The organism is Streptomyces sp. NPDC101191, assembly GCF_044767915.1.
In the GTDB taxonomy this organism is placed as follows: Bacteria; Actinomycetota; Actinomycetes; order Streptomycetales; family Streptomycetaceae; genus Streptomyces.
The window spans coordinates 90,236-103,581 of sequence record NZ_JBIWOU010000001.1 but is presented as its reverse complement, the minus strand read 5'-3'; the positions used below and the strand labels follow the sequence as shown (position 1 = coordinate 103,581).

Sequence of the window (13,346 nt, the reverse complement as noted above, 5' to 3'; positions counted from 1 at the left end):
CAAGGAGAGTGGTCTCCTTGCCCTCTTCAACGTATAGCGCAGTGGGGGGCTTGCCACAAGGCCCCGGCCACGACGCACAATCGTGGGCCTGAGGCCAGCAGGCTCGTGGCCTGAGGCCAGCAGGATCGTGGGCCTGAGGCCAGCAGGCCACGGCTCGCCTGCACGCCGCGCGCGGACGCGGCGTGGCGTGCGCGGGCCTCTTCTCCGTCTTCTTCTCAGAGGTGGTTAGCGAGTGATCGAGCAGTACGTGGTGGACCTGAAGGAGATCGACGGGACTCGGATCGCGCATGTCGGCGGGAAGGGCGCGCACCTGGGCGGCCTGTCACGCATCGACGGCGTCAGCGTTCCGGACGGGTTCTGCGTGACGACGGATGCCTTCCGGAACATCGTGGCGGACGCCCCGTCGCTCGCGGGTCTGCTCGACCGGCTGGCCGGCCTCGACGCCGAGGACCTGGACGGCGTGTGCACGCTCAGCGCGCAGATCCGCCGGACCGTCGAGCACATCGAACTCCCGGAACAGCTCGTGCAGGCGGTCACCGGCGGACTCGCCAGGCTCGGCGCGGACGTGCCCTGCGCCGTGCGTTCCAGCGCCACTGCGGAGGACCTTCCGACGGCCTCGTTCGCGGGCCAGCAGGACACCTACCTGAACGTCGTGGGCCCGGCGGAGGTCCTGCGGCACATCAGCCGGTGCTGGGCCTCCCTGTTCACCGACAGGGCCGTCGTCTACCGGCGGCGCAACGGCATCGATGACCGTGCCGTCCACATGGCCGTCGTCGTGCAGCGGATGGTCTTCCCGAAGGCGTCCGGAATCCTGTTCACCGCCGACCCGGTCTCCGGCAACCGGAAGGTCGCCACCGTCGAGGCCGGCTTCGGCCTCGGAGAGGCCCTCGTCTCCGGACTGGTCAACCCGGACGTCTTCACGGTGCGCGACGACGAGATCGTCTCCCGGACGATCGCCGCCAAACAGCGTGCGGTGCAGCCCCTGCCGGGCGGCGGCACCGACGTCGTGCCGGTCGGTGTGCACGAGCAGGAACTGCCGGCGCTGACGGACGCGCAGGTGGTGGAACTCGCCCGGCTCGGACGGCGCATCGAAGCGCACTTCGGACGGCCGCAGGACATCGAATGGTGCCTGGACGCGGGCGGCGGCTTCCGGATCGTGCAGAGCCGTCCGATCACGACCCTTTTCCCCGTCCCTGCGGCGGGCGACCGGGGCAACCACGTCTACGTCTCGGTCGGCCACGGGCAGATGATGACCGACGCCATGAGGCCCCTGGGCTACTCCATGTGGCAGGCGACGGCCATGGTGCCGATGCACGAGGCCGGCGGACGGTTGTTCGTCGACGTCACCCCGCGCCTGGCCGCACCCGCGACGCGCGCCGGCCTTCTGGACGTGCTCGGGAAGGGCGACCCGCTGGTCAGGGACGCCCTCGAAACGGTCCTCGGCCGCGGCTTCGTCCCGCTGCTCCCGGACACGGGGGCCGCGGACGGTCCGGCTGCCGGGGGCGGGCGGAGCGGGGCGCCCAGCGCGGTCGAGACCGACCCCGGCGTGGTCGGCGAGCTGATCGAGCGCAGCCGGACCTCCATCGCGGCGCTGGAGCGTGACATCCGGACCAAGAGGGGCCCGGAGCTCTTCGACTACCTCGAAAAGGCCTTCGCGGAACACAAGCGGGTGGTGGGCGACCCGCTGAACATCCAGGCGATCATGGCGGGCATGGAGGCCACCTGGTGGCTCAACGACAAGCTCCAGGAATGGCTGGGCGAGAAGAACGCCGCCGACACCCTCACCCTGTCCGCCCCCGACAACGTCACCTCGGAGATGGGGCTGGCCCTGCTCGACGTCGCGGACGTGATCCGTCCGTACCCGGACGTGGTCGCGTTCCTCCAGGACGTCCACGACCGGGGCGTCGAAGACGGCAGCTTCCTGGACGGACTCGGCCGGCTCCCCGGTGGTCCCGCGGCCCGGAAGGCCGTCGAGGACTACCTCGCCCGCTACGGCATGCGCTGCGTCGGCGAGATCGACATCACCAGACCGCGCTGGCACGAGCGCCCCGGTGCCCTGATCCCCGTGATCCTCGACAACGTCAGGAACTTCGAGGCCGGCGCCGCCGCCCGGCGCTTCGAAGAGGGACGCGGGAAGGCGCACGCCAAGGCGCAGGAGGTCCTGTCACGTCTGCGCGATCTGCCGGACGGGGACCGCAAGGCCGACGAGACCCGGCGGATGATCGACACGGTCCGCGCCTTCATCGGGTACCGCGAATACCCGAAGTACGGCATCGTCAGCCGCTACTTCCTCTACAAGCAGGCCCTGCTCCAGGAGGCGGCGCGCCTCGTAGATGCCGGGGTCCTGCCCGAGCGGGACGATGTCTTCTACCTCACCTTCCAGGAGTTCCGCGACCTCGTCCGCCAGGCGTACGGCCCCGACGCCGGCGACCCGTCCACGCGGGCCGGTCGGCTCGGCGAGCTGCTTCGGCAGCGCAAGGAGGAGTTCCGGTCCCATGAAGCGCTCACCCCGCCCCGGGTCCTCACCTCGGAGGGCGAGGCCCTCACCGGGTCGTACCGGCGTGAGGACGTACCGCCGGGAGCGCTGATCGGCCTGCCGGTCTCCGCGGGGACCGTGGAAGGACGGGCCCGTGTCGTCCTCGACATCGCGGACGCCGACCTCGAAGCGGGCGACATCCTCGTGACGGCTTTCACCGACCCCAGCTGGTCACCGCTGTTCGTCGGGGCCGCGGGCCTGGTGACCGAGGTGGGCGGCCTGATGACCCACGGAGCGGTGATCGCCCGCGAGTACGGTCTCCCGGCTGTCGTGGGGGTGGACCGGGCCACCCGGCTGATTCAGGACGGCCAGCGGATCCGCGTGCACGGCACCGGCGGGTACGTCGAGATCCTGCCCTGAACCGTGTGACGCCGTTGCTCACGGCGGCGGTACCGCAGGTGCCTCGGGCCCGCGGTACCACCGCCGCCCCCCCACCCCGGCGGGGCGGTTCAGCAGGTCGGGACGCCTGGGAGCCAGCCTTCGGGGACGTCGATGTAGATGTTGGAGATGTAGCCGCCGTAGTCCGGCAGGTAGGACCAGGCGTCGTTGCTGTAGCCGTCGACCTGCACGAGTTGGCCGTGCACCTGGCACTGGACGCGAACGGTGGTGGGGCCGGCGAGCTGGGCGACCTGGGTGGACGCCGACGTGGCCTGCTTGCGGATGTTCACGCCGGTTCCCCAGGTGGGGAAGGACCGGGTGGTGGCGTCGCCGGTCCAGAGATAGGTGACGGTCACCCAGCCGTTGTTGTTGAGGCCGACGTTGTAGAAGGTGCCGTCGGCCAGGTCGATGCCTGCCGGGTTGAGGACCCGGCGACCGAATTCGTCAAGGCCGCCGTGGTAGCCGTTCTCGTAGGCCGCCTGTGCTTCCGGCTTGCCCTGGGGAAGGTCCTTGAAGGCCTCCCGGACGGAGGAGGGGTTCCAGTGGTCGTCGTGGGTGTTCCAGGGGCCGACGTCCCAGACCGGCGCGGTCTCGCACCGGGCCGGGCCGCAGACGCGCACGGAGTATTCGGCGCTGCCCTTGGGGGACAGACCGCGCCGTGACGGGAGGGCGACGAAGTGGTCGTTGGGGACGATCACGTGGCCGTTGGCGGTGGTCCCACCGACCAGTCCCTCGCGGGTGGCGAACACCCGGGCCGAGAACGGGGTGGCGGCGGCCGAGGCGGCCGCACCGCTCGCCCCGGCATCGGGGGCGGGCGCGCCGAGTTCCGCGCTCAGGCCGAGGCCGCGGATCTCCGGCGTGGCGCCTGCCGGTGCGCCGACGAGGGTGAGGCGGACCTGGACCTCGGTGACGGCCCGGGGTAGCACGGCGGGTTCGCCGACGCGCGCCTCGCGCCACTCGGTCCAGCGTCCGAGACCGTCGCGTCCGCGGACGTCGACCGCCGTCCTGGTGCCTGCGGGCGAGGTGGCGTCGAGGTCGACCGCGATCCGGTTCACGGCCCGGTCGAGCACCCGGACGGGCAGCACGGTGGTGCCCTGGCCCTGGCCGGCACGCACCGACGCGGGCCGCAGGCGTCCGTCACGCAGTCTCAGGGACCCGCCGGCGCGGATGATGTTGACCTCGTCACCGGAGCCGGCCGTGAGGTCGGCCCGCCAGGTCACCGGCCCCGGGGCCCGGTTCGCCGCCGGCTCCTGAGCGCCGGCCGGGCCGGAGCCGAGGGCGAAGGCGGACAGGGCGGTCATCGAGACGGCGACCAGGGTCAGGCGGCGGAGGGAGCGAGATCTGTCGGTACGGCGCACGGTGCGCCTCCTTCGGGTCGTGGGGGGATGAGTGCGGCGCGCGGGAGCGGGGGCAGGAGCAGTCGGGGACGCCGGTCAGTTCGTCGCCGGGCGAGCTGACGTGGATCTGGGTGACCCGGCCGTGGTACTGCGGCAGGTACGCCCCCCCCCAGTCGTCGGCGTAGGGAGGGACGGTGACGCGCTCGCCCCGGTCCTGACAGCCCACCAGGACCCCCACCCCGGCCGGGAGGGTGGCCAGATGGGTGGATCCGGTGGGGCGGAGGGGATGCCGAAGTACTGGTCGACGCCGTCGTTCCCGCGGCGGGTGGCCGAGTGCAGCGCGTCCCGCCGCGGCCGTCGCTCCCGCGGCGGGACGGGGCGCCCGGTACGACGTGGGAGAGGCGGCAGCCGCCCCGGCGAGCAGGGAGCCGAGCAGGGAGTCGAGCAAGGAGCCGAGCAGGGAGTCGAGCAAGGGGCCGAGCAAGGAGCCCAGCAGGGAGTCGAGCAGGGAGTCGAGCAAGGACGCGAGCAGGGAGTCGAGCAGGGATCAACAGCGCGGCGGCGGCCGGTAAGGCACCGCGCCCCTGCGGTGCGCAGGGCCGATCGTGCCGGGGCATGGGTCGAGGGCTCCTCGGGGGCGCGGTGACGGCTGACGGGGCGTCGGACATCCGGCGTGCGGACGCCAGCGTGAGGAGGAACGGCGCTCCGCCGCAAGGGTTTCGTTCCTGGTCGAAGGAGCCCGACGCGCGCTTGTCAGGGCCGCGTCCTCCCGTTACGTTCCCGACGTCTCACAGCGCCCCCGTCCGGCGCGTCGCCGCCCGGCCTCGTCCCCCCACCTAGGAGCAATCGTGAGGTTCCTCAAACGCCTTCCGGCCCTGGTCGCTGCCGCGCTGCTGGCGCTGGCCGGTCTTTCGGTATCCCCCGCGCACGCGGGGGAGGCGGCGGTGACCGCCGCGCCCGCCTTCAAGGCGCCGTACCCCTGCGGGCAGCGGTGGACCTACAGCCATCACTCGGCGGAGGTGCGCCGCGCCCTCGACTTCGTCCGCGCCGACGGCGGCGCGACGGCGGGGACCCCCGTACTCGCCTCGGCGGCGGGCACGGCCACCCGGCACTCCCAGCCCAGCGGCGCCGGCAACTACATCGTCATCGACCACGGCGGTGGCTGGCAGACCTACTACTTCCACCTCTCCGCGTACTCGGTGGCCAGCGGCGCCTGGGTGAGCCAGGGTCAGCAGGTGGGCACCACCGGCAGCACGGGCAACTCCTCCGGCGCGCATATCCACTACGAGCAGCTCTACAACGGTGTGGGCCAGAACATCGTGATCAACGGCGCCGGGCTGTCCTACCCGGGCAGTTACAACCAGGCGTACCTGACGAGCGACAACGCCTGCGGCGGCGCCGGTACGCCCTTCAACACCTGGGGCAGCGGTGTCAACGTGCGTTCCGACGCGCGGCTGTCCGCGCCGGTCGTGACGACGCTGGGCGGCCCGACGGCCGTGCGGGTGCTCTGCCAGAAGCAGGGCGACACCGTCAACGCGGAGGGCTACACGAACAACTGGTGGAGCAAGCTCCGCGATCAGAACGGTTTCATCAGCAACATCTACATCGATCACCCCAGCGCCCAGCTCCCCGGTGTGCCGCTCTGCTGACGCGGCGCCGGGCCGCAGAGCCGCGGCGGTGCACACCGGCGGGACCGTCCGGGCGGAGAGCCGGGACGGTCCCGCCGGCGCATGCACCGAGCCGGCAGCCGGTGCCTGCGGGCGAAAGTCTTATGACATGCCTGCGCCAAAAGCTCGACGCGCATAGACTGCCGGACCGGCGCCATCAGGCGCCCCTGACTTCCTGGGGGTGCACGTGCTACGGGTGGACTTCACCAGCCAGGAGCTGGTCCGGCTGCGCGTGGCCGCCGGCGTGGACCCGCTCTGGGAGACCGCGCTCAGCCTCCATCTCCTCCAGAACCGGACTGCCCCCCTCACCTTCGGGCCCTGGCGCCGCGAGGTCGGCGCCGCGCTGCGCCGGAGCGGCCTGCTGCCGGCCACGCGCGACCTGATGCGACTGTGCCCCGACGGCGCCTACTTTCCCGATTTCCTGACCCCCGGGCGCGGCGACCTCGACATGGAGGCCGGTCTCGAGCGACTGCTCGCGACTCCCCGCCGACGCCTGCTCGCCGAACTGACCCGGCTCCACGCCCACACCCGAGGCCCGGTCCCGCCCGGCGTGCGGCTGCTGGCCGACGGCTGCCCCCGGACGCTGCGCCGGCTCGGCGACTCGCTGCGCGCCTACCACCGCGTCGCCGTCGAGCCGTACCTCCCCGTGATACGGGCCCAGGCGGCGTCCGACCGGGCGCGGCGTGCCGAGGCGGCACTCACCCACGGTGCGGAGGGCATGCTGACGGGCTACGACGACCTGCCCGGGTGGGAATACCGGCAGGGCCGGCTGCGCGCCCCGTACCCCGTGGACCGCGCACTGCTGCTGCGCGGCAGGGCGCTGACCCTGGTTCCGGCCTTCTTCTGCGTGCGCGCTCCACTGGCCCTGGTGAACGAGTCGCTGCCACCCGTCCTCGTCCATCCGCTCGCGCCCGCACCCGGCTGGCTCGAACGCCGGCGCGGCACCCCGACCGGCCCGGCGGCGCAGCTCATCGGGTCCTCGCGCGCCGAGCTGCTGCGAATGCTGGACCGCCCCATGACCACCACCGACCTCGCCACCGCCCTCCGGCTCGCCCCCTCCACGGCGAGCCGCCACGCCTCGGTGCTCCGTGACGCAGGACTGCTGCTGTCGCACCGTGAAGGCGTACGGGTGCTCCATCACAGGACCCGCCTGGGCGCGGCGCTCCTCGACGGGGCCCTGGGCTGAGACGACGCGGGGCGCGACGGCTGTGTGGCGGTGCGTCAGCGGCGTTCGTAGGCCGTGAAGGGCCTGGACCCCGTCGAATAGGCGTCATAGCGGGCGACGATGAGCCGCCCCTGGTACGCGAAGATCTTGTCTACTGAATCCATGTCATCGGGGAGGTCGCGGATGTCGCGCTGTTCACCGGTGGCGGTGTCGAGGACACGGACGCGGTAGGGGTTGCTGCGGTGCGAGGTGAGGACGGTGAGCTTCCCGTCCTGGACGAGGAGACGGTATCCGCTGTCGCCGTCGAGCCGGTCGTCGTCAGGGGTAGCGCCCCAGACCGGCGCCCCGGTGGCCAGGTCGAAGGCTGTCAGGTGGTGCCGGCTGTCACGGGATCTCTTCGTCGGGGGTTCGGGCATGACGTAGAGCCTGCGGTCGTCCGCCGTCGCCGTGAGTCTGTTGTGGAACGTGATCTCGCCGTACGGGCCGCTGAAGTCGACCGGAGGGTTCGGGCGGCCGTCCCGGCCGAAGGAGAAGTACGCCCCCTGGTCGGAGTCCCCGGACTCCGAGGCGGCCACGACCACCGGGTCGGCCGACACGAAGGCCGCGGAGGCGTTGTAGCCGATGGCCTGTCGGCCCCCGAGCGGGGCGTACCACTTGAGCGCCCCGGTGGCCGGATCGAAAGCGGCGGCGTGCAGTTCGGCGTCCTCCGCGACCTTCTCGTCCCAGGGGTTGTCGTCGCCGCCACAGGCGAGGAGGGCGGCGACCTGTCGTTCGCCCGCTGCTGTCCGGCCCGGGACGCAGTCCTTCGGCAGGGCCGCCTTCCAGCGGGGCGTTCCGGTGCGCACGTCCACGGCGCGCAGCTCGTCCTTCTGGAGGAGCAGGGCGACGCCGCCGCCTGCGGACACCGAGGAGTCCTGGAAGCGGAGCGGCTCCGGCTTGCTGAGCGGGGCCCGCCAGAGCTCGCGGCCATTCTTCATGTCGATGCCGACGGCGGTGGTGCAGGACGTGTCCTTGGCCGGGGAGGAAGCGCCGTCCCCGTCACGGATGAGGACCAGGACCGAGCGGACGGTGTCGGCCGTGGCGTGGCAGACCACCGAGCGGCCGGGCGGCACGTACTCCCAGCTCCGCACGCCGGTGGCGGCACTGAACCCGGTCACCGCGTCGAAGCGGCTGCGGACCAGCATGTCGCCGGACAGCCAGGCCCCCATCCCGTGCGGCTCGGCCTTGCGATCCGCAGGGGTGTCCCAGACGACGCCCATGGTCTCGTTCCCGAATCCACATCCCGTGGCGAGCGAGCAGAGGGCGACAAGGACCATGCCTGTCGCCAGGGTGCGCCGCCGACTCCGTCTGCCGGACGGCACCTCGTTGTCCCGCATGGTCATGCCGACTCCCCCCGAGCCTGTTGCTGTCAGGAGTCCACGGGAGTTCCCGCGCTCCTCGGCGGCGATCATCATAGAGAGTCGGCCCGCCCGGACAGACGGCGCATCTCCTGTCGGCCGAGCACGCCTGGAGCCCTCCACCGTCAGGCAGCCCGCTCCCGCCTACGGGCAGTGGCTCGACGTCGACGCCGTTTCCGGGCAGCGGGGGAGTCGACGGAGTGGACGCGGGAAGGCGTACGGGCCCCTTCCCAGGGTCACGAAGTCTTCGGGCCCGCAGAGGCGTTCCTCTACGGCAGCTAACGCGCCGGTCCGTGGTCCGCCCCGGGCGGCACGTCGGGGTACAGCGCCACCGGGGGCACCTTCGAGGAGCCTGCGGTGCTGCTCACCCGCGCCCGTACGCCGAGGTGATCCTCTCCGCCTCGCCGGCCCAGCCGCGGGTGCGCGCGAGGGAGACCGCCCCGCCGACGTGCCGCAGCCCCTCCTCGCGGCGGCCCCGGGCGGCACACCAGGCGCCGTACTCCGCCATGGCCACCAGCAGGGCGCCCAGATAGGGGCGGCGCCCCTGGCCCGGGCGGTAGTCGGCGAAGGCGCGGTGGCCTTCGGCGAGGGCGAAGCGGAACCATGTCTCCGGGTCCGGGGCGAGGCCGGTCAGGGCGGTCAGAGGACCGGCCAGCGCAGGGTCCGGGCCGGCGACGGGCAGGGCGAGACGGGCCAGCAGCGGCTCGCGGTGCACGCCGGTGCGCGCCACGAGTGCGAAGTACGCGGTGGCGGCGCCGATCGCCTCGCCGGCCGTTCCGTACCGGGCATGGGCGTACGCCTGGTGGGAGAGGACGAAGGCCCCGTCGCGGACGGCCTTCTCCCGGACGTCGGCGGGCCCTTCGGCCCGTACGCGGTGCAGCAGTCGCGCCGCCTCGCGGTAGGCGGTGAACGCGGCCTCCGCCTGCCCCGTTCGGCACAGGACGTAGCCGAAGTTGTGCCAGGACTGTGCGGCGCGCAGCAGCTCTCCCGCCTCCTCACGGAGTCCGGCGGCGGCACGGAAGCAGCGGTACGACGTCTCGTCGTCGCCCTGGTGGAAGGACCATACGGCCAGGGTGTGGTCGCACTCGGCGACGCCCGCGCTCTCGCCGCCCTCCTGGAAGACCGCCCGTGCCCGCCGGGCCTGGGTGAAGGCCAAGGCGAACCTTCCGAGCTTCTCATTGATCCTTCCGGTGGCCAGGAGAACGGCTGCCGACTCGCCAGGGGACGACGCGCGGGCCGCCCGGGCGGCGAGGCTCCGCAGCTCGGCCCGGTAGCTCTCGGAGCTTTCCAGCCCCAGTTCCTGGTGTGTGTGCACGTTCCCTTCTTCCGCCGAGTGTCGCCTGTGTCCGGGGCCGGGGGAGCGCGCGGCCCCGGCCGCGGCTCACGGCGGGGCAGAGCCGCTCGCCAGGACCGACACGTACGGCACCTCGTCGGGTATCCGTGCCAGCAGCCGTCCGCCGTCCCGCGCGTGGGGCAGGACCGCTTCCCGCAGCCGCACGGCGGATCGCTGCAAGCCGGCGCCCCGCCCGGCAGGATCGTGGACCAGCTCCGACTCGGCCTGGTAGACGTCGTGCAACGCCGCCGCGACGGCCTCGGTCGCCGCCGCCCGGTCGAGGTCGGCACCGGCCTCCGCGCCGGCCCTGCCCGCGGAACCCGGACGCAGAGCCCCAGCCGCGTGGACGACGCCGAGCCAGAGCAGTCCGTGGGCGCCGTCCACCGTCGGCGGGCGTCCGGTGGCGAGGCGGGCGAGCCCGGCCCTCGCCGACCGCAACAGGCGCTCGGTCAGGACGAGTTCGGAGGCGAGCCGGTGCGGCCGGCTGAGCGGGGCGGCGAAGGACAGCGCCAGTAGCGTGCTCGCGTCGACACGGAACTCCTCCACGCTGTAGTAGTCGGGCCCTGCCTCCTCCTTCCGGCTGCCGGGATCGAACAGCGGCAACGGCCCCGACCCGTGGAAGAGTTCATGGTGGGTCAGCCACAGCCCCACAGCCTCACCGAGTTCGTCCGCTGTGGCGTCCAGGAGAGCGGGAGCCTCACCGTCCACGGTCAGGAACTCCGCCGCGGCGCACCGGGTGACGGTCCGGTGCCGGTCAACGACGACATTGCTCCACATCACCGTGCGGCGGCGGGCCGACTGGCGCCGGGTGTCGGACCAGCCGCCCAGATGGAAGGGGGCGAAGAGCGCGATGGGGCAGTTCCGGCCGGTGACGGGGCCGCCCGCGACCACCTGCAGGCGGTAGTACTCGACGTGCCGTCCCCCGAACGAGCAGGGGAAGCCGAACATCAGCCGCCCCAGGTCCCCGGTGCTGCTTTCGATACCCGGGACGGGCGCGCCGGCCATGTCGTCGCGGACGGCGTAGACCATGCCCAGCCGTGCCGGCGCTCCCTCACCGGGCCGCATGGGGCCGACGAAGAACAGTGTCTCCTCGTCGACGCTCTCCCCGAACGCGGCCACGGCGTCGTCCCACGCCCCGGTCCGCAGCCCTGCCACCAGCGCGTCGAGCAGCCCCGGTGCGACGCCGACGGCCGTCAGAAGGTCCCGGAGCGGGGTGCCGGGGAGGAGCGCGCCGGCGATCTCGTCCGCTTGGCCCGCCTCGACCGGGGCGACGAGTTCCGTGACCTGGTGCGGGACGCCGACACCGTCGGCGTGCAGTACGGCGGGACGACGTACCGTCATGTCCGGTCCTCCAGGCGATAGGCGGCGGCGACCTCTTGCTCCAGGGCGACGACAGGGGCGCCCAGGGCGGCCGGCTCGACGGGTGTCAGCCGCAGGGACGCGTCCTCGGCGACGGCGTCGAGCGTCGCGGTCAGGTGGCCGAGGTCGAGGTAGAGATCGCGGTAGCCCGCCGGTTCGCGGTAGCGCCAGTGCACCCGCTCGAACACGGCGACCACAACGAGGCCGACCCCCGTTCCGAGCCCCGCCGCGCGCCCGGCCCCCGCACCCGCCCCGATGCCTGCCTCCACGGGCCCTTCGTCGAGGTGCTCCAGCGCGTGGAGGCTGGGGACGTAGCGGTACGTGCCTGGGGCGAGCCCGGCCCATGCCGCGCCCGGCTCCACCGTGACGTAGGCGTCGAAGGGGTGCCGGGCGCCCTTGGACGGGACGGGCTTGAGCACGACGTCGAAGAGTCCGAGGAAGGAGGCCGTCCGCAGGTGTCCGAAGCCGGACAGGAGCAGTCGGCCGATGCCAGGTGTGCGCGCGCCGCCCGCCGACCGGCGTTCGCCTGTTCCGTGTGCCGGGTGCGGCAGCCAGGCCAGGGGACCGCTCCACGGCACCTCGGCGGCGGGCGGCGGGTCGGCAGCCAGGTACGTCCGCATGATCGCCTCGTCCACGGCCGTGGCCGCGTCGGACGCGTAGTCCAGATAGGTCCCGCGCCGCAGCGCGGACAGCAGCCGTGCGACGTCGGGGTCGAGAGCGGGTCGCGGCCCGGCCGGAGCGTCCGCCGCCGTCGCGGCCACCGGTTGTACGGCGCCTGCCAGGCTCGCGAAGTCCCCGGGCCGGGCCGTGTCGGCGTCGAGCGGGCCGTCGTCCGACAGGACGAACCGCCGGTCCGCCACGAAGAGCAGATCCCGGGGCGCCGTCACCGCAGCAGCTCTTCCAGCCGCCGGTTGCGTTGCGCGTGAGGTGGAACAGGCGAGGGCGCCGGGAGCCTGAGCAGGACGTGGGTGGCGCGCAGGCCGAGCGCGTCGAGGAGCGGGTTGCCGCGGTCCACGAGCACGGCGTCCCCGCCGGCGGCCGCGAGCACCCGCGCCGGCCCGCCGGTCAGCGGCTCGGGGGGCTCGCCGAATACCACGGCCTCGCTGAGCCGGAAGCCGTGGACACCCGCCGCCCTGACGGACACCGGCCGCCCGGTCCCGGGGCCGCGCGTCATTGCGCCGGCCCCCGGGCCGCGTACCGCCCTCCTACCGCCACCGGTCCGTGTGGCCCCCCTGGCGCCCTCACTCCGGGCGACCCAGGCGAGCGACTTCATGAACGCCTCGGCCGTCGCCGACTCGACCGCGTGCACCGGTCTCGTACCGGCTGCGGATCCCCCCACGGTCGGGCCCGAGGCGCGGGTGGCGGCGCACACGGCGACCGGGAAGCCGAGATGGGTCGTCCGCACCGCCTCCACCGTCCAGCCGTCCCGGCGCAGCGCATCGGCGTACGGCGTGTCGGCGGTGCACGCGCGCACCGGAAGGCGGCCCTCCGTCATCGCTCGTACGGCATCGCGTTCCACGGCCTCTCGCAGGCCGTGCCCCACCGCGCCCGCCAGGTCGCGGGCGACGGCGAGGCCGGTGGAGTCGCCGCGCCCGCCGCACGAGGCGAGGACGTAACGGTCGGCGTCGACGTGCCGGATCCGGTCGTCGCACAGCGATCGTGCCTCCACCCACCAGCGGGGCGTGTGCGAGGCGTCGGCGTCGGTCGTGATGCCGGTGTCGGTACGTGTGCCGGTGCCGTGGTCCGCATCGGGCGAGCCGAGCTCGCGAGGGCTGCCGTACCGCAGCGGGGCCCGCGGCCGGAGGAACGCGCAGCCCCGCTCCAGGAGTTCGAGGACCGCCTTCCTGCCGGCGTGAGCCCGGTCGACGTCCGCCGCCGTGCCGTGCAGAAGTGCCTCTCCGTGCGCCGGCCGCCGACCGTACGCCGGCCCGCGCGCGTAGGCGACGAACGGGCCCCGAGGGCCGTCGCGGAGGTAGCCGAACGTGTGCAACGGCCCCTGTCCGGTCTCCAGTACGCCCGCCTCCCCGGCCCACGGGTGGGCGGCGCAGCAGGGGTGCGGCAGCATCGTGGGCCCGCCTCGATCGACGTCCCAAAGTTCCGCGCAGGTACGGCACTTGATCACGTGGTCCCCGTCCGCAGAGGTGTCGACAGAGCCGGGCGCACCCGTCATGCTA

Annotated in this window: 9 protein-coding genes; 3 read left to right on the top strand and 6 right to left on the bottom strand. The window is 73.3% G+C overall.

The features are described from left to right. The first annotated feature begins 232 nt into the window (after positions 1 to 232). Entirely contained in the window at positions 233 to 2,896 is a 2,664-nt protein-coding gene (rph, locus tag ACIRQF_RS00440) for a rifamycin-inactivating phosphotransferase (RefSeq protein WP_404087566.1), read from the top strand. A gap of 89 nt (positions 2,897 to 2,985) precedes the next feature. Here the strand turns inward: rph and ACIRQF_RS00435 are convergent, their stop codons facing one another. Then, on the bottom strand, positions 2,986 to 4,272 hold the full coding sequence (locus ACIRQF_RS00435; RefSeq protein WP_404087564.1) for a hypothetical protein: 1,287 nt from the start codon (positions 4,270 to 4,272) through the stop codon (positions 2,986 to 2,988). An 827-nt stretch (positions 4,273 to 5,099) separates the two neighbouring features. On the opposite strand from ACIRQF_RS00435, the gene ACIRQF_RS00430 reads away from it, so the two are divergent. Continuing rightward, positions 5,100 to 5,900 (top strand): peptidoglycan DD-metalloendopeptidase family protein, encoded by an 801-nt coding sequence (locus ACIRQF_RS00430; RefSeq protein WP_404087562.1) that lies wholly within the window; start codon positions 5,100 to 5,102, stop codon positions 5,898 to 5,900. A 214-nt stretch (positions 5,901 to 6,114) separates the two neighbouring features. After that, positions 6,115 to 7,104 (top strand): ArsR/SmtB family transcription factor, encoded by a 990-nt coding sequence (locus ACIRQF_RS00425; RefSeq protein WP_404087560.1) that lies wholly within the window; start codon positions 6,115 to 6,117, stop codon positions 7,102 to 7,104. 35 nt (positions 7,105 to 7,139) lie between these two features. Here the strand turns inward: ACIRQF_RS00425 and ACIRQF_RS00420 are convergent, their stop codons facing one another. The 5 genes from ACIRQF_RS00420 to ACIRQF_RS00400 all read right to left on the bottom strand — a co-directional run bounded on the left by ACIRQF_RS00420 (position 7,140) and on the right by ACIRQF_RS00400 (position 13,237). Continuing rightward, on the bottom strand, positions 7,140 to 8,465 hold the full coding sequence (locus ACIRQF_RS00420) for a PQQ-binding-like beta-propeller repeat protein (RefSeq protein WP_404087559.1): 1,326 nt from the start codon (positions 8,463 to 8,465) through the stop codon (positions 7,140 to 7,142). Between the two features lie 379 nt (positions 8,466 to 8,844). After that, positions 8,845 to 9,795, bottom strand: a complete 951-nt coding sequence (locus ACIRQF_RS00415) for a hypothetical protein (protein ID WP_404087557.1) — start codon at positions 9,793 to 9,795, stop codon at positions 8,845 to 8,847. A 66-nt stretch (positions 9,796 to 9,861) separates the two neighbouring features. Continuing rightward, positions 9,862 to 11,154 carry a hypothetical protein gene (locus ACIRQF_RS00410; protein ID WP_404087555.1) on the bottom strand — a complete coding sequence of 431 codons (1,293 nt, stop codon included), beginning with the start codon at positions 11,152 to 11,154 and terminating at the stop codon, positions 9,862 to 9,864. Further along, a complete protein-coding gene (locus ACIRQF_RS00405) occupies positions 11,151 to 12,059 on the bottom strand; it encodes a SagB/ThcOx family dehydrogenase (protein ID WP_404087553.1) in 909 nt (302 codons plus the stop codon). Before ACIRQF_RS00405 ends, ACIRQF_RS00410 begins: the two co-directional genes overlap by 4 nt. Beyond that, positions 12,056 to 13,237, bottom strand: coding sequence for a YcaO-like family protein (locus tag ACIRQF_RS00400; RefSeq protein WP_404087551.1), 1,182 nt, complete (start codon positions 13,235 to 13,237; stop codon positions 12,056 to 12,058). Before ACIRQF_RS00400 ends, ACIRQF_RS00405 begins: the two co-directional genes overlap by 4 nt. Positions 13,238 to 13,346 lie beyond the last annotated feature (109 nt).

Excerpts from the sequence above, each read along its gene's own strand:
- ACIRQF_RS00420 (WP_404087559.1), bottom strand. The coding sequence starts at position 8,465 with ATGACCATGCGGGACAACGAGGTGCCGTCCGGCAGACGGAGTCGGCGG.
- ACIRQF_RS00410 (WP_404087555.1), bottom strand. The coding sequence starts at position 11,154 with ATGACGGTACGTCGTCCCGCCGTACTGCACGCCGACGGTGTCGGCGTC.
- ACIRQF_RS00400 (WP_404087551.1), bottom strand. The coding sequence starts at position 13,237 with ATGCTGCCGCACCCCTGCTGCGCCGCCCACCCGTGGGCCGGGGAGGCG.